The organism is Xenorhabdus innexi, from assembly GCF_002632485.1.
In the GTDB taxonomy this organism is placed as follows: Bacteria; Pseudomonadota; Gammaproteobacteria; order Enterobacterales; family Enterobacteriaceae; genus Xenorhabdus; species Xenorhabdus innexi.
Window position 1 is genome coordinate 122881 of the sequence record NZ_NIBU01000002.1, and the last position, 19362, is coordinate 142242.

General features: G+C 49.4%; 20 protein-coding genes and 1 pseudogene. 12 read left to right on the plus strand and 9 right to left on the minus strand.

The window, feature by feature from the left end; genetic code table 11:
• Window positions 1-2 precede the first annotated feature (2 nt).
• The 5 genes and pseudogenes from Xinn_RS01410 to Xinn_RS01430 all read left to right on the plus strand — a co-directional run bounded on the left by Xinn_RS01410 (window position 3) and on the right by Xinn_RS01430 (window position 4530).
• Window positions 3-912 (plus strand): annotated as a pseudogene (locus Xinn_RS01410) (baseplate assembly protein).
• Window positions 905-1513 carry a phage tail protein I gene (locus tag Xinn_RS01415; protein WP_086954947.1) on the plus strand — a complete coding sequence of 203 codons (609 nt, stop codon included), beginning with the start codon at window positions 905-907 and terminating at the stop codon, window positions 1511-1513. The pseudogene Xinn_RS01410 and the gene Xinn_RS01415 overlap by 8 nt, the downstream one beginning before the upstream one ends.
• The gene (locus Xinn_RS01420) at window positions 1510-3162 is read left to right on the plus strand and encodes a phage tail protein (RefSeq protein ID WP_086954948.1); all 1653 of its coding nucleotides are present in this window, start codon (window positions 1510-1512) and stop codon (window positions 3160-3162) included. Before Xinn_RS01415 ends, Xinn_RS01420 begins: the two co-directional genes overlap by 4 nt.
• Window positions 3155-3664 (plus strand): tail fiber assembly protein, encoded by a 510-nt coding sequence (locus Xinn_RS01425; protein ID WP_086954949.1) that lies wholly within the window; start codon window positions 3155-3157, stop codon window positions 3662-3664. The genes Xinn_RS01420 and Xinn_RS01425 overlap by 8 nt, the downstream gene beginning before the upstream one ends.
• Before the next feature lie 140 nt (window positions 3665-3804).
• A complete protein-coding gene (locus Xinn_RS01430; protein WP_086954950.1) occupies window positions 3805-4530 on the plus strand; it encodes a Thoeris anti-defense Tad2 family protein in 726 nt (241 codons plus the stop codon).
• A 68-nt stretch (window positions 4531-4598) separates the two neighbouring features.
• Here Xinn_RS01430 and Xinn_RS01435 read toward each other — a convergent pair whose 3' ends face one another.
• From Xinn_RS01435 to Xinn_RS01460, 6 genes are all read right to left on the minus strand, one after another.
• Window positions 4599-5033: a phage tail protein gene (locus tag Xinn_RS01435; RefSeq protein ID WP_086954951.1), complete on the minus strand. Its 435-nt coding sequence runs from the start codon at window positions 5031-5033 to the stop codon at window positions 4599-4601.
• Between the two features lie 4 nt (window positions 5034-5037).
• Window positions 5038-7935, minus strand: a complete 2898-nt coding sequence (locus Xinn_RS01440) for a phage tail tape measure protein (RefSeq protein WP_086954952.1) — start codon at window positions 7933-7935, stop codon at window positions 5038-5040.
• Window positions 7932-7997, minus strand: a complete 66-nt coding sequence (locus tag Xinn_RS23370; RefSeq protein ID WP_228857958.1) for a GpE family phage tail protein — start codon at window positions 7995-7997, stop codon at window positions 7932-7934. The genes Xinn_RS01440 and Xinn_RS23370 overlap by 4 nt, the downstream gene beginning before the upstream one ends.
• 83 nt (window positions 7998-8080) lie before the next feature.
• Window positions 8081-8386 (minus strand): phage tail assembly protein, encoded by a 306-nt coding sequence (locus Xinn_RS01450; protein ID WP_086954953.1) that lies wholly within the window; start codon window positions 8384-8386, stop codon window positions 8081-8083.
• A 22-nt stretch (window positions 8387-8408) separates the two neighbouring features.
• Window positions 8409-8921, minus strand: coding sequence for a phage major tail tube protein (locus Xinn_RS01455; RefSeq protein WP_086954954.1), 513 nt, complete (start codon window positions 8919-8921; stop codon window positions 8409-8411).
• Between the two features lie 12 nt (window positions 8922-8933).
• Window positions 8934-10109: a phage tail sheath subtilisin-like domain-containing protein gene (locus tag Xinn_RS01460; RefSeq protein ID WP_086954955.1), complete on the minus strand. Its 1176-nt coding sequence runs from the start codon at window positions 10107-10109 to the stop codon at window positions 8934-8936.
• A gap of 160 nt (window positions 10110-10269) precedes the next feature.
• Here Xinn_RS01460 and Xinn_RS01465 point away from each other — a divergent pair, with 160 nt between their 5' ends.
• Both Xinn_RS01465 and Xinn_RS01470 read left to right on the plus strand, forming a co-directional pair.
• On the plus strand, window positions 10270-11379 hold the full coding sequence (locus tag Xinn_RS01465; protein WP_086956553.1) for a phage late control D family protein: 1110 nt from the start codon (window positions 10270-10272) through the stop codon (window positions 11377-11379).
• A gap of 58 nt (window positions 11380-11437) precedes the next feature.
• Window positions 11438-11689, plus strand: coding sequence for an Ogr/Delta-like zinc finger protein (locus tag Xinn_RS01470; protein WP_086956554.1), 252 nt, complete (start codon window positions 11438-11440; stop codon window positions 11687-11689).
• A 53-nt stretch (window positions 11690-11742) separates the two neighbouring features.
• Here the strand turns inward: Xinn_RS01470 and Xinn_RS01475 are convergent, their stop codons facing one another.
• On the minus strand, window positions 11743-12474 hold the full coding sequence (locus Xinn_RS01475) for a hypothetical protein (protein ID WP_086954956.1): 732 nt from the start codon (window positions 12472-12474) through the stop codon (window positions 11743-11745).
• A gap of 200 nt (window positions 12475-12674) precedes the next feature.
• Here Xinn_RS01475 and Xinn_RS01480 point away from each other — a divergent pair, with 200 nt between their 5' ends.
• A complete protein-coding gene (locus Xinn_RS01480) occupies window positions 12675-13007 on the plus strand; it encodes a type II toxin-antitoxin system RelE/ParE family toxin (protein ID WP_086954957.1) in 333 nt (110 codons plus the stop codon).
• Window positions 12988-13266, plus strand: a complete 279-nt coding sequence (locus tag Xinn_RS01485; protein WP_086954958.1) for a helix-turn-helix domain-containing protein — start codon at window positions 12988-12990, stop codon at window positions 13264-13266. Before Xinn_RS01480 ends, Xinn_RS01485 begins: the two co-directional genes overlap by 20 nt.
• A 330-nt stretch (window positions 13267-13596) precedes the next feature.
• Here the strand turns inward: Xinn_RS01485 and Xinn_RS01490 are convergent, their stop codons facing one another.
• Entirely contained in the window at window positions 13597-14499 is a 903-nt protein-coding gene (locus Xinn_RS01490) for a phage tail protein (RefSeq protein WP_186435655.1), read from the minus strand.
• 264 nt (window positions 14500-14763) lie between these two features.
• A complete protein-coding gene (rfaL, locus tag Xinn_RS01495) occupies window positions 14764-15981 on the minus strand; it encodes an O-antigen ligase RfaL (RefSeq protein ID WP_169923510.1) in 1218 nt (405 codons plus the stop codon).
• A 242-nt stretch (window positions 15982-16223) separates the two neighbouring features.
• Between rfaL and Xinn_RS01500 the strand changes: the two genes are divergently transcribed.
• From Xinn_RS01500 to pfkA, 3 genes are all read left to right on the plus strand, one after another.
• Complete coding sequence (locus Xinn_RS01500) at window positions 16224-17168, plus strand: phosphatidate cytidylyltransferase (RefSeq protein WP_086954960.1); 945 nt, start codon at window positions 16224-16226, stop codon at window positions 17166-17168.
• A 46-nt stretch (window positions 17169-17214) separates the two neighbouring features.
• Window positions 17215-18114: a CDF family cation-efflux transporter FieF gene (gene fieF / locus Xinn_RS01505; RefSeq protein WP_086954961.1), complete on the plus strand. Its 900-nt coding sequence runs from the start codon at window positions 17215-17217 to the stop codon at window positions 18112-18114.
• A 208-nt stretch (window positions 18115-18322) separates the two neighbouring features.
• A complete protein-coding gene (gene pfkA / locus Xinn_RS01510; protein WP_086954962.1) occupies window positions 18323-19300 on the plus strand; it encodes a 6-phosphofructokinase in 978 nt (325 codons plus the stop codon).
• Window positions 19301-19362: the final 62 nt, after the last annotated feature.

Below are 19362 nucleotides of genomic sequence, written 5' to 3' on the forward strand. Positions count from 1 at the left end.
TGATGCCAACGATTGATTTAAGCCTGTTACCGCCCCCGCAGGTGGTCGAATCGCTCGACTTTGAAACCCTGTTTGCTGAACGCAAGGCGGCCCTGATTGGGTTGTATCCGGCCGAACAGCGTGAAGCGATTGCCCGCACCTTAAATGCTGGAATCGGAACCCCTGACCAAACTGTTGCAGGAAAATACCTATCGGGAACTGTTGCTGCGTCAGCGTATCAATGAAGCGGCGCGGGCGGCGATGGTGGCCTATGCCCGTGGCAGTGATTTAGACCAGCTGGGGGCCAATAACAATGTGTCGCGGCTGGTGTTGCAACCGGCGGATAATAACGCCGTGCCGCCCATTCCGGCAGTATTGGAAGCCGATGCCGATTTTCGGGTGCGAATCCCGCAGGCGTTTGAGGGCTTAAGCGTCGCGGGGCCGGTGGCGTCTTATGAATACCATGCCCGCAGTGCCGATGGCCGGGTAGCGGATGCCTCCGTTATCAGCCCGTCGCCCGCTTGTGTGACGGTCAGTATTCTGGCCCGTGACGGCAATGGCACCGCGAGTCGTGAACTGGTCGATATCGTCAGTCGTGCCCTGAATGACGAGGATGTGCGCCCGGTGGCCGACCGATTAACGGTGCAGTCAGCAACGATTGTTAATTATGAGATTGACGCGGTGCTGTACCTCTACCCGACGCCGGAGTATGAGCCGATATTGCAGGCGGCCAAAGCCCGTCTGGCGCACTACACCGCCGAACAGCACCGCATTGGCCGCGATATTGTGCGCAGTGCCCTTTTTGCCGCGCTGCATGTGCCCGGCGTCCAGCGGGTCGAGCTGAAAAAACCACTCAACGATATGGTGCTGGATAAAACGCAGGCCAGTTATTGCACCCGCGCCCATGTGGCGCTCGGGGGTTCCGATGAATAACCGATTACTGCCGGTCGGGGCTTCCCCATTGGAAGTGGCCGCCGCTGATGCCCTGTCCACACTGGCTGATATTCCCGTCCCTATCCGTGACCTGTGGCGACCGGAACGCTGTCCGGTGCCGTTGCTGCCTTATCTGGCGTGGGCATGGTCAGTGGACCGCTGGGATATGGACTGGCCGGAACACGTTAAACGTGAGTCGATTAAGGCGGCGATGTTTGTCCATCAGCATAAAGGCACTATCGGCGCGATTCGGCGGGTGGTTGAACCGTTCGGCTATTTAATTCGCCTTATTGAATGGTGGCAGAACGGCGATGCGCCCGGCACCTTCCGGCTGGATATCGGCGTGATGGACACCGGCATCACCGAAGCCACCTATCACGAGCTGGAACGGCTGATTTTTGATGCGAAACCCGCTTCCCGCCATCTGATTGGGATGTCCATTCAGCTGGAAACCGGGGGCACCGCCTATTGTGCCGCAAGTTGCTATGACGGCGATGTCCTGACCGTTTACCCCTATCTGGCGGAATGCCTGACCGTCACTGGCGCGGATGTGGTGGGCGCCGGGATTCACATTATTGATACGATAAGGATTGGAGCATGAGTAAATATTTTGCCCTGTTAACCCGACTGGGGGCTGACCGACTGGCGAATGCCGCTGCCCTGGGCACCAAGATTGAAATCACCCACATGGCGGTCGGGGACGGTGGCGGTCAGTTACCCACGCCGGATACGAATCAAACCCAACTCATTAATGAAAAACGCCGGGCGGCGATTAATGTGCTGAGCATTGACCCGAAGAACACGAACCAGATTATTGCCGAGCAGGTCATCCCGGAGCATGACGGCGGGTGGTGGATACGGGAAATCGGCCTGTTTGATAAAGACGGCGTGCTGATGGCGGTCGCCAACTGCGCTGAAACCTACAAACCGCAGTTGCAGGAAGGCTCCGGCCGCACCCAGACTATCCGTATGGTACTGATTGTCAGCCACACGAATGCGGTGACGCTGAAAATTGACCCGTCGGTGGTGCTGGCGACACGGGAATATGCCGATGCGGTGGTGGCTAACGCCATCAGCGAGCACGAAAAGAGCCGCCGACATCCTGATGCGACCCTGACCGAGAAAGGGGTGGTGGTGTTAAGCAATGCGGTGGACAGCGGCAGTGAAACACAGGCCGCCACGCCGAAAGCGGTCAAGGCCGCGTATGATTTCGCGAATACGGCCAATACGCAGGCGTACAACCGACTCGAAAAAGCGCAGAACGGGGCGGACATTCCCGACAAATCCGCGTTTGTGAAAAATCTGGGTTTTATCGCGCAGCAAACGGGGTATTCAGCGACCACGGTGATGAGTCAGAGGGGGGCAACCACAGCGTTTGCCCTTAAACACTCAAAAGAGGCGTTTAAATCCGGTAATCACACCATCGTCAGTGATGATGAATATGCCTATGCGGAGTTAATCAACAACACCGGGTGGCGGCTGTCACTGGAAACCCTGCCGGAAAATAAGGCCTTTTCGGGGAATATCATTCTGCGCAATGCCGGGGGTGACGTGGTTTCGGTCATTAAAATCCCCCGTCAGGCCGATACCACCTTTGCCACGCTGGCGGATTTAACCGGATATCAACCTGCCGGCCATTATGCCACCAAAACAGCCGTGAACGGAAAACTCGACAAAAGTGCAGTCGTCCAGACACCCGGCACATCAACAGAGAGCGTGATGAGTCAGGAGGGAGCGACAAAGGCGTTCGTCCTTCGACACTCAAAAGAGGCGTTTAAATCCGGTAATCACACCATCGTCAGTGATGATGAATATGCCTATGCGGAGTTAATCAACAACACCGGGTGGCGTCTGTCACTGGAAACCCTGCCGGAAAATGAAACGTCTTCGGGAAATATCATTCTGCGCAATGCCGGAGGCGATGTGGTCTCGGTCATTAAAATCCCCCGTCAGGCCAATACCACCTTTGCCACACTGGCGGATTTAGCCGGATATCAGCCCACCGGTCACTATGCCACTCAGACAGCACTGTCTGATGTTGAAAAGAAATCCGTTCAGGCTTTCCGTTACGGCTGGGTACGTACGATTAAAACCGCAGTGAATCACTGGACTCCGGCGGCAGAAGGTGAATTCATTATCGGGATAAAAACCTCCTTTGACGGTGCCGGCACATGGATTATTACGGAAGTCAAAGTGGCCACACTGCAAACATTTACTGACGGAAAATGGGTGAATATACAAAATGCGTAACGATAAAAACTTTACGATTTATGTGCCGGATGAAAAACCTTACGGCGAGGTCATGTACCTGATGTCTGAGGCGGGCGAGGACTGGTATCAGTTGCAGGATAACTATCAGGAAAGGACGGTGAAACTGGAGTATGAACCAGACGGAACCATTATCAGACACAGTACGGATGTGTCCAGATTGGTGCCTGTGGGTCGCAGTATTGCCGAAGTAACATCCCTGCCAGATGGCTTTGAGCACGGCGAGTGGGTCTTTGACGGTCAGTCTGTCAGGAAAAAGGTGAAATCACACGCACAGCACATGACCGACGCTGAAGCGAAAAAACAGTTTCTGACGGCGAAAGCGACAACAGCAATAGCCCCGCTCCAGGATGCGCTTGACCTCGACATGGCGACGAAAGCAGAGAAAGCCGCCTTGCTGGCCTGGAAGAAATACCGGGTGCTGCTCAATCGGGTGGATTGCACCATGGCCCCCGATATTGACTGGCCGGCACCGCCAAAGTAAAGACCGGGGGCGATGTGCCCCTTTTTTATTTCTGTGCACGGCGAGTATGGCCATCCACACAATGCCCATTGATTCGCGCCGTGATAAATCCCCATTAATATACTTGTGCTGTTTATTATTTATCAACACAAGGAAATGCTATGACTGACATGTTTAAGTCTGACACTGAATCAGGTAACCTCAACCCGTATCAAGTTACCTATCAAGCCCATACGACGGTTGAACTCAGTAATGATGTCACCGCCCCGGCAGACTCTTTCGCCTGGGCCATCATCCAATTGAATTTAGGGCACTTCATTTGTCGTAATCATTGGGAGGACGACCAACAATATTTACGCATTAACCGGGATTCGGGGTACATTGAAGAACGTCATCAGCACGTTGAATGGACACGTTGGACACCACAACATGAAGATATGATCGCGTGTGATTGGAGCATTCTGGAGAAAGAACCTGTCAATCCGCCTTCGGTATCAGACTACCATATCGTCTTTGACATTACCCCGATCGAATATGCGGCCTCTTACTCGGGGATGGCTAGCGGAGGAAGTCTGGTGACGATTGAGACGGACATGATGGATGATCCGATTTCCGCGCTGCACTTTAATAAAGGCTATGATTCCCTCTCGATGGGGTTAAACTCAGGCTTAGAGGATAACATGGCGTTATTGACGGATATTAGGGCGAAACAATTAACCGTGACGGTAGACGGCATCCAATATGAAATGGGTTCTGCGCTTGAAAAACCAGACTGGCCCCAGCCGCTGTATTTCCTGCACTATAAAGGTCAGGATGTGGTCAAAGTCGGTGAACTGCTAAAACAAGCCGGGAAGACATGGCGTTTTGACCTTCACTGGCACGCGTAATGGTTCAAGGCGACCCGCCAATAAGGGTTAATTTACTTGATAAGGGGAGAGATCCCCTTATTTTCCTGTCACTTCGCCAACGCCAGCAAATCCCTCGCCGTGACGGTACTTAACCCCTCGCGGATATCTTCACTTACCCGCTTAAGTGACAGGGTAAATTCAATCCGCCGGGCCTTACCATCGGCAAAAAATTCGGTGCGGTTTTCGGTCAGGCTGTCAATCACAAACATGCCGTAAATCATGCCGGTGCCCTCAATCAGCGGCCACGGTTTGGCAGAAAAAGCCATGGTGCGCAGGATTTCCAGTGAAATATCCCCGCCGGTCACTTCGGGGTACAACAGCCCGTTCAGTGTAATGGTGTCCTCACCGGGACCGGCATACTGCCATTTGGCCGATTTACCGACGCGATCATTTTTCACATGCCGCCAGTCCATCGTGCGGTTGAGTGACTGGTAAGGGGTCGTTTTGAGCATAAAAACAAACAGGCCATAAATCATCATCATCGGATTAATCCTCGTCATACAGGCGGGAGCGGCGTCTTACCCCCTGTTTTTGCATCAGTTTCTCGATCTCCGCTTTCACCAGGTCGGCGATGGAGCGAGTATTCTGCATATCCACCCCATGAAAATGGAGGTTGAAGGAGTAGCGATCCGGTTGAGTCGGATGCGTGTTGCTGTTTCTGGTCGGCGTGATGGGCACCGGCACACCACTTAATGCCGGTTGCAGCGGCTGCAATTTCTCGGTTAAACGGGTCAGCAGTGACGGTTGCTGTAAGCGGGGTTCCTGATAGTTCCCCTCAATCGGCAGCACGGGCGGGCGATTTTTGAAGACAATCTCACCCAGTCTATTGGGATCGGCTGGTGTGGCAGCCTGACCGGCGGCAACCACCGAACCGGCCTCGGTTTTGCTTTTTGGTTTTTTCTTATCCGGATCATAAACCTGTGAACCGAATGAGGGCAGCGTCGGTATATCCGTCACAGGCGGCGTGGCAGCCGGTTTTTTCTCATCGGCCTTTTCACCGACCTGTGTGATGGCATTGTCCGGCGGAGTGGGGAGCCACTCTTGTTGTACCATCTTTTGGGTTTTATCATCCCAGACCCATTTGACCGACTTCTGAACGTCGGGCAGATTCACGGGTCCCATAACATTGGCGGCTTCGGCTGCTGCTTGGGTGGCATCGGGGATCATGCCCAGTTTTTCCAGCAACCAGCCGACCCCTTTAGCCACCGCAGCGATCACCGTCACGACCCCGGCAATGGCTTTGCCTACCAGTCGCCCGAAGGTCTGGCCGGCCTCAGTGGCAGCTTTCAGGCTTTCTGCGGAGGTATTCACCGGTTCAAACAGGGATTTGAACCATTCCCAGACTTTTTTGATGGCATTTCCGATAGCATCAAAGATCGGGGCGAACGGGGCAAAGGCTTCTGCCAGCGTATCACGCACCGGGGCGATGGCTTCCATCAGGCCACTGAAAAAACCGGCAAACCAGGCCTTGATGGGTTCCCAGTATTTCCAGATGAGCACGGCTGCCACCACAATTGCGGCAATCAGCAAGCCCAGTGGGCTTAACAGTAATGACAGTCCACCGCCGATAACCGACATCGCCGCTTGTCCGGCAAGACGCAATGCACCAAATCCGCCCCCGGCAGCCCGGAGTCCGGTCGTGATTTTACCCAAGGCGGGAAATAACGCCGTCAGCCCACCGCCCCGGGTCAGCATAAATAAACTCAGGCGCAGCGCCGCAAAGGGCACAATTACTGCGGCGGCGGCTAATGCCAGTGCGCCCAGGGCGGTGACGGTCACACCAATGGCGATAGCGCCTTTTGCCAATGCCGAGGTGAGCTGCGGATGGGCTTTCATCCAGGCGCCTATTTTGCCGAGTAACCCCGTGAGGCGTTGAGTCACACTCCGCAGGGGGGAATCGACACTTTCTTCCACCTGAATCCCCAGATCTTCCCAGGCGGATTTGAGCTGTTTGATATCCCCCTTCAGGTTATTGATTTTAACCCGGGCATTTTTTGCCGACTCGCCTTTCGCGTTAACGTTGGCGGTTTTCTTCTCGTCATATTTACCGTTCAGGGTGCCGTTCAACACAGCCCCCATGCCGACCATGGCTTCTTCTCCGAAAATATCTTTTTTCATGCGGATTTGACTGGCCTGATCATACTTGCGCAGGCTGACAGCCATCTCCTTAAGAATATCGTCGGCGTCCCGTAACTCACCGTTGGACTTTTTGACCTTCACACCCAGTGCAGCCATGGCATCGGCGGCTCCGCCTGTCGGCGCGACCATGCGGGAAAGCCCCGCCCGCAATGATGTGCCCGCCATACTGCCGCGAATTCCCTGATCGGCCATCAATCCCGCCATGGCGGCCATACTTTCCAGACTGACGCCCACTTCTGCCGCAATCGGCCCGGCATAGGTCATTGTTTCACCCAGCTGGCGCAAGTCGGTATTACTGCGGGTAAAGGTGGCGGTCAGTACATCAGAGACCCTGTCCATCTGATCCGCGTTCAGGCTGAATTGCGTCAAAACATTTGAGCCAATATCGGCGGCCTCACCGAGCTCGACTTCACCGGCCAGCCCCATATTGAGCACCCCGGGCAGGGCGGCTTTAACGGATTCCGGGGTAAATCCGGCCATGGCCAGAAATTTCTGACCGGCGGCGGCATCGGTGGCGGTGTAAGCGGTGGTGGCGCCCAGTTGCCGGGCCTGCTCACGCAGCATGTTGAGTCGGGGATCGTCTTTGCTCAGCCGGGTCAGTGCCTGAACCGTTGACATCCCCTCATCAAAATCCAGCCCCGGTGCCATGACGCGAGACATGCCGTAGAGCGAACCGATACCCGTAGCCATGGCAGTGGCACCCGATGTTGCCAGTTTACTGCGGGTGTCTTTGGCGGCGGCGTAGCGAGATTGCGCCTGCGTGACAGCGGTTAACCGTCGTTGTTGTTCAGCCAGCTGGCGGTTATAAGTTTCAGTACGTCGGGTCACTTGCCCGGTGACATCACTGCTGTTGCGGGCTGAAATGCCGTGGCGGTAGAGTTCAGCCGCGACTCCCCGTAAGCGTTGCTTTTCTCTGTCCAGCGTGCGGCCGTAGTTATCCCGTACCGCTCTGGCCGTTTCCAGTGCTCTTTTCTGCGCGTCTGTTTGCTGGGCGAGGGGTGGCAGGCTGTTTTTCAGCGCTTTCACCTTTTGCTTGGCTTCTTCATAAGCGTCAGTGGTTTTTTGGACAGATTCCGTCAGTCGCTCAAAGGTCCGCGCCTGACTTTGCAAGTTGCGGACGCTGTTCTGGGTGGTGCGGATTTGGGAAGACAGCCCCGCGGCTGCCCGGTTGGCAGCGTTCAGGGGGCCGGAGAGTCGGTTAGCGGCGTTCAGCGAGACCCGAATGTTTAAATTGCGGTCGGTCATGATTCATTTCCGTTTCGGGTCGCCGCGCGTTCGTGCCATTTCAGTAGTTCGCTCACCGTCATACGATTGCACTCTGACGGCGACCAGTGAAATACAGTGGCAATATCTGCAATGATTTCGTCAGTATCGACAGCCGGGCAGGGGATCAGCTGTCGGCCGGTGGGTTCGTCCCGCTCTCGTCTGAGGTGGGCGCTAAAAAATCCGCCACCCCGGCCGCCAGCTGGGAAAAATCCTGAACATTCATGGTGCTGACATCCACTTCACTGAGGCGCGGATGGGTCACGCGGGGCAGCAGGGTGATGAGGGAATTCACATCACTGGTCATAACGTCATACAGTTTTAGCCCGCGCAACGCGCCGACCTGTTTCATGGTATCGGTGATGGTGACTTCGGTAATTTCCTGCCCGTTCGCCAGTTTCATGGGCTGGCTGAGCGTAATAGTGTGTGCCATAGCGGTGACTCCTGACAATAAATTAATGACCAATATTGGTGCGGTGTTTTTCTAACAGGTCTCTGCCATTGACGCGCCAGACCAGATTGAGCATATCGACTTCGTGCAGCTCGTCATTGTTCAGCGTGATTTTGCAGTAGGTGTTTTTCAGCGTGTATTTATGCTGGGTATTTTCCCCGGCTTTGGCGTTGCCCCAGTCCACCTCGGTAAAACGCCCGCGTGTCTGAATTTCACAGGCGATGGTTTCCCCGGTGGCATCGTCGTAATACGATCCGGCAAAGCGCAGTTGCAGACTGTCGAGAGTGCCGCCCCACGTTTTCAGCAGACTGGCTTCCAGCCCGCCCATCGTGACCTCCATATCCAGTGCACCGCTGTCCATGCCCATCAGCACGGCCACCGAGCCGGGCATTCCGGCACCCTGATAATCTTCGGTTTTGAGGGTTAACTTGGGTGTTGTCACTTCCTCCACCTGTCCCAGATACGTCTGACCATCAATAAAGACGTCAAACATAAAGAGTTTTTTCGGCATCCCCATGCGAATTTCCCCTTAACCTAACTGATTAAAAACAGCAAAATATTCATCGGTAAATGTCTGCACCAGTTGCAGATTTTCCAGCGGTGGCACGGGCGTGTATTTATAGTGGATCGTCGCCGTCCCGTCGCGCAGCATTTCTTTCGGGTTATCAGCCGGGTCATACCAGCATTCAAACCCCAGTAAGCGCCCCTCGCTGACCAGTTGCATTCCCTTGCGGTTGATGCCATCCACCACATCTTTCACCAGTGACGGTAACAACGGTTTATCGACATAGGCGAAATGGGCCTCGGCGATCATATCCGCCAGTATCTGTGCCGTGCGGGTGTAGACCTCAAAGAAATAGGTTTGGGCATCACAGGTGCGGTTGCCCCAGAAACGGAAGCCATCCCGTTTAATCAGCGTGGTGATCCCTTTACTGTTCAGGTCGTCCGCGTCGGTATCCTTGCCCTGCAAAGTCCAGTAAATATCGGCGGAAATCCCCAGCACCCCGTTCACCGGCACGTTCGACAGCGATTTATGCCAGCCCTGTTCCGCATCAATACGGGCACGCAGCCCCAACGCAAACGCGGTGGCGGGCACAGTTTCATTTTTCCCTGACTGGCTGTTATAGGTGATGAAATCCGGGTAAATCAGCATGATCTCACGCTGGCTGAAATTCTCGCGGTATCGCTTCACGTCGGTCAATGTCTTGCAGTGATGGGGGCTGACATAGGCGAATGCCCGCAGTTTTTCGGCAAAAATCGCCAGTTGCAGGGCGACCGGTTGCGTATCCAGTTGCGGGACCGCCAGCAAACGCGGTTGTTCGCCCGTGTTAATTTCTGCGGCCAGCAACGCATATAGGCCGGTATAGCGCCCGTCCTGACTGAGACCCCCGATAACCAGCTGATCCTGTGTTTTCTTCTCGCCACTGCCTTTCTGGTTGGCGGCGTCAGCGACGCGGATCACAATCACTTTCGGGCTGCACTGATCGGCAATGGCTTTCAGGGTGGTGTACAACGTACCGGTTTTACCGGCCTTGCCGATAACACTGTTGATGCGCGTCACCAGCACCGGCATATCCAGCGGGAACGCCTCGGCATCAGCATCATCGCCCGTACAAATGACCGCAATGACTGCCGTATTAATATCGCGTATCAGCGTACTGAGCTGGGTGGTTTCCCTGACCGATACGCCATGATGAAATGACATAGCTTTGTTGCCTCATCCGTTTTCGATAGCGCTATGTTGCGGTCTTTTCGCAGGTAAATCACGCCATGCTCTCTGTGACAAGGCGGCGACAGTGGTCGGGCATTGTCTGCGCGCCCGCGCGGGGCAATCATGGGATAACTGTGTAACGGACGAGGCTCCCATGAACCCGATTGATATTCTGACCAGCCCGGATTACGTCAAACAACCCGCGTTTGATTTACGCATCGGCGGCCAATCCATCACGACACTCAATCACCGTCTGATGTCTCTGTCACTGACGGATAACCGCGGGTTTGAGGCCGACACGCTGGAATTGTCCCTGGATGATACGGACGGCAAAATTGCGCTGCCGCCCCGTGGCACTGAGATTGTTGTCCGGATTGGCTGGCAGGGTGAGCCGCTGGTTGAAAAGGGGCGGTTTGTGGTGGATGAAATCAGCCACAGTGGGCCACCCGATCGGCTGGAGATCACCGCCCGCAGTGCCGACTTTCGGGAGGAATTCAACGTGAAGCGTGAATACAGCTGGCATGCTGTGACGGTTGCCGATGTGGTGAGCGCCATTGCCGGACGTTATCAACTGCAACCGGCGGTCAGCCGCCCGTTAATGGACATTGAAATTGACCATGCTGACCAGACCAATGAAAGTGATATCAGTTTCCTAAGCCGGATGGCGGACATGCTCGGCGCGATTGCGACGGTCAAAAATGGCCGGTTGCTGTTTATCCTGCCGGGGCGCGGCCTGTCACAGAGTGGAAAACCGTTATCGGTGATCACCCTGACCCGTGACAGTGGCGACCGGCACAGTTTCCGGGTGGCGGATCGGGCTGCGTACACGGGCGTCAAAGCCTACTGGCTGGATCTGAATGTTGGAAAGCAACCCGCCACCACGATGAAACGGCAGCGCAAATCCCCGAAGCCTAAAAAAAGCCAGTCCAGTCAGCGTGAAGGGGAATATCTGGAAGGGGCCGACGGGAACGTCTACGTGATGCGCCAGACCTTTAAAACAGAGAAGATGGCCCGTCGGGCAGCGGCGGCGAAATGGTCACGGCTGCAACGGGGTGCGGCGGAATTCAGTATCACCCTGGCACGGGGCCGGGCAGAACTTTACCCTGACCTGACCGCCGCTGTGGTGGGCTTTAAAGCTGCTATCGACAGTCACCAGTGGACACTCTCGCGGGTGATCCATACGATAGGGGATAACGGCTTTGTCACCCAGCTGGAACTGGAGTTAAAAATTAACGAGACGGCGATGGCAGAAAGTGAACAATAAGCCGGAACAATGCGGTATAATTGCGGCAGGCACACCCCCAATGACGGAGGGTTTTTTCATGGCGTTTACCTGTCCCCAATGCGGCGCTGTGGCAAAGACGCGCACCAGCGAAATGATGAGCGAAGCAACACGGCGCAGTTACCACCAATGTCAGAATATTCTGTGTGGCTGCACGTTTACCACGATCACCAGTATTGAACGCTATTTGACACTTCCTACACCCCAGCAACTCCCGACGGATTTTCGCATCCCGAAACTGGCCTTTCCAGCCAGCCATTACGGTGATGAGCAAATCGGCTTCGGATTCTGAATAAAAAAATAGCCCCAAATCGGGGCTTGCTTTTGGAATTATTTTGCAGAGAGTTACTCTTCGGTTATGAATTCTATAATCTCACCGGTCTTAATATCTACCTTAACAGCAACATACTGCTTTACTCTCGCACCATAAAGGTTCGTGCCGCTATATATTGTTTTTACTATGGCATAAGGATGATCACCGCCCAGAACGCGGCGAGAGAGTGTTTCAATATGTTTATAGGATGATTCATCGTGCATACTTTCTTTGATGATTTTTTCCAATGGGCGATACGAGCCATCCCATGTACTAAATTTAGATCTGTATGCATCAAAGTTTATGTACTTTGACAGAGAGGCAGGATTTTTAGCGTAGTCGTTATAGCACCATCCCAAGACTTCACCCAGTTTTAAATCCTCCGATTTGGTGTATGACATTTGACTAAGGCAACTATAGAAGCCATCTGTTTCCTGCCCAACGATGTTTTTAAATGCAATGTATTTTTCAACAACTTCCTGCCTATCTTCCTTATACTCATCTCGATATTCTTTGAGTGTCATATCAGCATATTTGAATGGCTTGGGTGCTGGTGTTGATATCGTCTTGACGGTAGCTTGCTGAGGAGGAGAGGATTTTGAGGGGAATAGTTGGCCTGCTGTTATGATGGTAGCGAAAAATACAACCAAAAAGATTAAAGAAGACACCTTCCTATTCGGCATTAATACTATTTTTGGCTTCAATAATCCAATAATAAACATTAGAAAAGATAATCCCGCTACAAAAAATAAAAAATCTTCCATTACTGTTCTCTTATGTTGTTACGGCGTGGGTGCTCTATCAACAAACCAGCCTATCCAATATTGCAGATACTAATCATTGATCAGGGTTTGTGTAATTGTAAACAATAAACAAAATTGATAGTTACACATTGATGTGGTGATAGAATATTGCATTAAAATGCAATTTGCATCATAATGCAAATTACAGTAAGGGAGGGGAAATGACCTACACAGTATCTTATCACCCAGAGGCGGAAGTTGAGGCAGCAGAACTGCCACTTAATATCAAAGTTAAATATGATAAAGTGGTTGAAAAGTTAGAAGCAGATCCAACTAAGCTAAGAGAGCCACATACAAAACCGTTAGGTGATGGCCTTTTTGAGCTGCGAACAATGGGAACGGATATCGCGAGAGGGATTTGGGTCTATCAATCAGGTCGTAACATAATTATTTTAAGGGTTTTTATTAAAAAATCTCAAAAAGTCTCACGGCATGATATCGAGTTGGCTAAGTCCAGATTAGAGGAGTTGCTTAATGAAACTAAAAACGCATAGAGAACTACACGAAGAATGGATGAAAGATCCAGAATATCGAGCAGCTTACGAAGAAGAAACAAGAAAAGAGAGACTGCAAGAGATGTTGCAGAAGTGGCGGGAACATGCAGGTCTCACTCGTCAGGAAATTGCAAAAATTATGGGGGTTAATCCCTCTACCGTAAGCCGTATGGAATCTAATGTTGATAAGGCAAGTATCAATACATTAGCTCGTTATGCCAAGGCATGTGGGGTTAAAAATCCAGTTATTGCCTTGTAAATATTGTGTGCTGCGTTTAAATCTTAACTCTCTGTATTATACCGTTAAAATAAAAGCCCCCGATTGTCACAGGGGCTTTGGCTGATATACGTCGATGTGGTCATGGTGTGGACACTTTTACTATTAAATCCTTTTATTACAATACGTTGTGATTTAAAAACACCCACCATCCCTGTCTTTCAGCCCCGTTTCGGGGCTTTTTTTTCAATGATTTATCGTCAACTTCCCTGTAAAAACAACAATATAAAAAAGTACGAGAGAGTTAGAAGGTGTATGAACGTTTTTAATGGTCAACCCGCAGAACGTTGCGGGTTGAAGCTGTTCTGAGAATTAAGCGGCTCTTACTATATATAAAAATGCAATATTACGAGGGCGCGTTTCATTTGAACCAAACGCGCCTGTATTTACACTTCCTTGTCTTGTCCAATTTCCTCTCCCGACATACGATGATGCTGAACCTGCGTCATTTATTTCAATATTATGACTATGACTTTGTATAGCAAAATTTTGCCATGATAAAATTCTTCGCCCGTAATCAACATTACGCCCCGCATCTAAACCACGGATAAATTCTCCTCGCAAGTCTGGTAATCTTCCCGATGGGTAAGCAAGAGCAAGTTGCGGGTATCTTGCTTTATCAAACCAGCCTCCATTACATATGAGCCATCCTTTTGGTGGTGTTGTTGTTGGCCAAGGAACAGGGACGCCAACAGGAAGAGAGGACTCTGCTGGGTCTTGCATTGTTAATCCCAAATTTTTTACAAATTCTGCCCTATTGGGTATATCAGCTCCATTCTGATCTTTAGACAAACGAGTATTAGCATTTTGATTGGCAGTATTTGCAAGTTTTGTCACATTAGCCAAAGAAGCATCAGTTTCTTTTTTGGTGTATGTTCCTACATCCGATGCATCTAATGAAATATCAGAAGAAAGAGCTTTTCCATTAACTTTTCGGTTGGTTGGTACGTAATTCTTATCACTGCTATTTGCTTTGTTCGCCAGATCAAACGCTTTTTTAACTGCTCTGGATGTGGCTACGGTTATTTCACTATCACTCTCGACCTCATTACTAAGAGTAACAAAGCCTTTGTCCTCTAATGTTGCATAAGGATGCTCACGTGTTTGAATATGTTCTTCAATCGCTTCCTTGATTGCTTTTCTGACATCATCCATTGTTGGAACTATGACTTCTTCACTTCTTGACGGTATGGATTCCGGTTTTTTATCTTGCATAGTTATTCCCTCATTTAATCAACAATGCATATTGTTAAGTAACATGAAGGCGGTGGGAGACTTCTCCGCCGGTGAACATCAATGAAATCGGTTCATCAATACTGGAGAGTACGGTTTGACACTATTTGATAGATAGATGGCATGTTTTGATATCAGAATGACATAAAATGGCAGGTGGAGAACTAATAAAATTTATCAGGTCACTGAGTGATTATATGGACTATTCAAGTAAGAATAGCCCATATCTTATTGGTGTTTAAATCTCTATTCTGTTTTATTAAATCTTTGTTGGCATAGTGCTGTCAGTAAACCAAGATAAATACCTAAAGTGTTTAAGTGAACGGTTTCAACGTTCCCTCTTACAATAAAATACCCAATGAATGATGCGAGTAAGATTAATGCGACTTGCTTATTACTACAACTACTCTGTCTCCACTGTTGGACTGACTTTTTCAGGTACATAACTATCAGAAATAGAAAACTTCCTAGTCCTAATATCCCTGCAGCAAACCAGATAGTCAGAAAAATATTATGTGGCCCCAGTGATTCTTTGTATATCCACTCGGGATAATTTTTAACGTTATTGTTATAAATCTGGTCGTAGATCTTACTGCCGACTCCATAACCTTTGATTGGATTTTCCAGAATTAAGGTGAGGGCTGAACCTTGTGCGCCATTATGATATCGATTGCTGCTATCGGTTTGGGTTAGTTTATAATTTAAAGTAGCCTCTTTGACCAAATAGCCCTGTTTAATTGCAAATAAAGTCACGCAGATGATAACAATACTTGCAAGCAATGTTTTCCAATTCTTGTTCATTAATATCATTATGAAAAACATAACAAAAGCAGCAAGCCAGGCGCCTCTTGCCAGGGTTCCTAGTAGTACAAAAGCTACAGATAGAATCAACAAGATTGTCAGCGTTAGGCGAATGTATTTCTGGGGTTTTTGAAAATGCCAAAGAGCGACTAATGCAGGAAAAAAGAAGACAATCCCATCAGATACACTACGGTGATTGTAGTTAGTGAAAGGCATAATGCCATTCTGGTAATCCTGATAGAACAAGTAAATCTCTTTCATTGTGATAAAGAGTAATCCAAGAAGAAATGAGCCGATGATCATTTTCTGGATTTTCAGTTTATCTGTTTGGCTTAGAGCTAATGTAATCAGTATGGCAGAAAGTACTACGTCCCTGAAAAAAGGTGTTTTTATTTCATGGAAGCTGAGTTTCGGGTCAGGAGAAATAATGACCGAATAAATTGTGGTTAGCGTGAATATTCCTAAGGCCAAAACCAGATTATTTTTGAGTGCAGCGAGGCACCCTTTAGGATTCTTTATGATCCAGTAGAGTGCAGCCAGTGCTATTAAAGCAAAGAATAAGTTTTTATAACGAGTAACGCCTGTAACGTAGACGAGTGAAATGTACCCTCCTACGAAAAAAGTACTCCACGATAAATGATTTTTAATTGTTTCTTTAAACATAATCATACCTGAACAGACACGGATTTTAGCGGGTATTCTCTATTATTTTAGGGGTTGAGGCACGAATAAATCACCGAGTGCCCCTGTAAATTCGGGCAGACAGGTCGCGTAAGCCGTAAATTAGCGGGTATTTCTGTCCTTGTTATCAGTGTTAGAGTTGTTGTTATATTAGACAACCTTGATTATCTTATCTTCTCCAGTCTATTTACAACGTGCCGAATTGTATTAGAGGAGTTTTTGTTATGACAGGGATTGATCACGATTTGGTGCTGTTGTTTAGCGGGATTTTCGGTGTGCTGATTATTGCCAGTGTGATTGGCGGTATTCTGTCATTCGGTTATGCGGGGGGAAAACCGAATGCGACCATCAATAATCTGAATGTCCGTATTCGTAGCTGGTGGGTGATGTGTATTATCTGCCTACTGGCGGTGATTGTCGGGCCAATCGGGGCAATTGTGTTATTTACAAGCATGTCTTTTTTTGCCCTGCGCGAATTTATCACGCTAATTCCGGCTTGCCGTAGTAACCATCAGGCACTGCTCTGGTGTTTCTTCTGTTTTATGCCTGTACAGTATGTCTTGGTTGGCATGCAGTGGTACGGATTGTTTTCGGTGTTTATCCCGGTTTATGTTTTTCTGTTTTTACCAGCTCGTATTGCTTTGGCTGGTGATACAACTCATTTTCTGGAACGCACTGCAAAAATACAGTGGGCAATGTTGGTAGCAGTATTTGCCATTAGCCATGCACCGGCTTTGTTGATGTTGGAGATACCGGATTATCAGGGGCAGAATATCAAGTTATTGCTGTTTTTGATGATTGTGGTGCAGATGTCCGATGTTCTGCAGTACGTATTCGGTAAATTATTCGGTAAACGACCGATTGTGCCGAAGTTAAGCCCTAATAAAACGGTTGAAGGATTTATCGGTGGTATCTTAGCTTCGGTATTGCTGGGAATGTCGCTGTATTGGGTGACGCCATTTTCACCATGGGTAGCAGGAGGAATGTCATTGGCGATTACGCTGATGGGGTTTATTGGTGGATTGTGTATGTCAGCGATCAAGCGTGACAGTGGTGTAAAAGATTTCGGTGAGATTATTGAAGGTCACGGCGGTATGCTGGACAGAATCGATTCTCTCTGCTTTTCTGCCCCTATATTTTTCCATTTAACGCGCTATTTTTATACCTGAGACAGAGCATCCTGGCATTCTGAATAAAATCCTGAGGGCTGTGCTGATGAATATAAATTATGGCCGCTGGGTCAGTACTGCTGCGCTGGTGGCAACCGTATTGGCCAGTATATTGTTAGTTGTGAAAATTTTTGCCTGGTGGCTTACAGGCTCGGTGAGTTTATTGGCGGCACTGGTCGATTCTCTGGTTGATCTGGCCGCATCTCTGACTAATTTTTTTGTCGTTCGTTATTCACTTCAACCTGCGGATGAAGAACATACTTTTGGGCATGGTAAAGCCGAATCACTGGCTGCTCTTGCTCAAAGTATGTTTGTTTGCGGTTCCGCCATTTTTCTGTTTTTAACCGGTTTTCAGCATTTGTTTGCTCCCAAGCCTTTGGAACATGCCACTATGGGTGTTTGGGTGATCATTATTTCGATTGTTTCGACAAGTTGTCTGGTTATTTTTCAGAAATGGGTGATTAATAAAACGCAAAGTCAGGCCATTCGTGCCGATATGTTGCACTATAAGTCGGATTTATTAATGAACGGCGCAATTTTGGTAGCACTGGTTCTGAGTGTTTATGGGTTCCGACGGGCAGATGCTTTATTTGCGTTGGGAATTGGCGTGTATATTCTCTATAGCGCCTTAAGGATGGGGTACGATGCTATCCAGTCTTTATTAGATCGTGCCTTGCCAGATGAGGAACGGCAGGAGATTATAGAGATTATCCGGAATTATCCCGGTGTTTCCGGCGGGCATGATCTGCGAACCCGCCAATCGGGGCCGATACGGTTTATTCAGTTTCATCTTGAGATAGATGATCATTTGCCGTTGGTACAGGCTCATGCTTTAGCTGAAGGAATTGAAAATAAATTACGTGATAGGTTTCCCGGTGCCGATATTATTATCCATCAGGATCCCAACTCTGTTGTTCCTGATGAACGTAAAAACCGTTGGGATTGATGGAAGAATTTATTCATAATCAAAATAATGTCAAAAAGTAGACAAAAGATTAATGCAGACTGAATGTTTTTCCGTATCATGGGCGAGATTGAATCAATTCAGCTAATGAATTGATGAATCAGGTTAGTGAAATAATCGTCGTAAATCTTTCCAAAAAGAAGGCTTACGACGATTAGGCAAATATTACATCTATAAGTCAGAGGTCATCATGATCAACAAGATTAAAAGAATCGGAGTCTTAACGAGCGGTGGAGATGCGCCGGGTATGAACGCCGCTATTCGTGGAGTTGTTCGTGCCGCTTTAACCGAAGGGTTAGAGGTTTACGGTATTTATGATGGCTATCTGGGGTTGTATGAAAATCGGATGAAAAAGCTCGATCGCTACAGCGTTTCCGACATGATTAATCGTGGTGGTACGTTTTTAGGATCGGCGCGTTTTCCTGAGTTCAGAGATGATAAAGTACGCGAAGTTGCTATCGAAAACATGCGCAAAAATGAAATTGATGCGCTGGTGGTTATCGGTGGAGATGGTTCTTATCTGGGGGCGAAGAAGCTGACTGAATCGGGTTTCCCTTGTATCGGTCTCCCCGGTACGATTGATAATGATGTTGCGGGAACCGATTATACTATCGGTTATTTTACTGCGCTGGACACGGTTGTTGAAGCGATTGACCGTCTGCGTGATACCTCAACATCCCACAAACGTATTTCTATTGTTGAAGTCATGGGGCGCTATTGCGGTGATTTGACCCTGTCTGCTGCGATTGCAGGTGGATGTGAGTTTATCGTTTTGCCTGAGCGTGAAATTCCTTTTGATCGCGAAGAGCTGTTAGCTGAAATTCAGGCCGGTATCCAGAAAGGTAAACGCCATGCCATTGTTGCGATTACTGAGCACGTCTGTGATGTCAGTGAACTGGCAAAGTATATTGAAGCGGAAACACGGCATGAAACGCGGGCAACGGTATTAGGTCATATTCAGCGTGGTGGAGCACCAGTTGCTTATGATCGTATTCTGGCATCACGTATGGGCGCTTACTCTGTTCAGTTGTTGCTGGAAGGTTTTGGTGGCCGCTGTGTTGGTATTCAGAACGAAAAACTTGTTCACCATGACATCATTGATGCGGTGCAGAATATGCAGCGTATCTTTAAGAAAGATTGGCTGGAAACAGCGAAGAAGCTTTATTAAGCGTAATAAAATCATTTTTCAGACACAGCCATATAATGTTTATGTGGCTGTTTTTCTTTCTA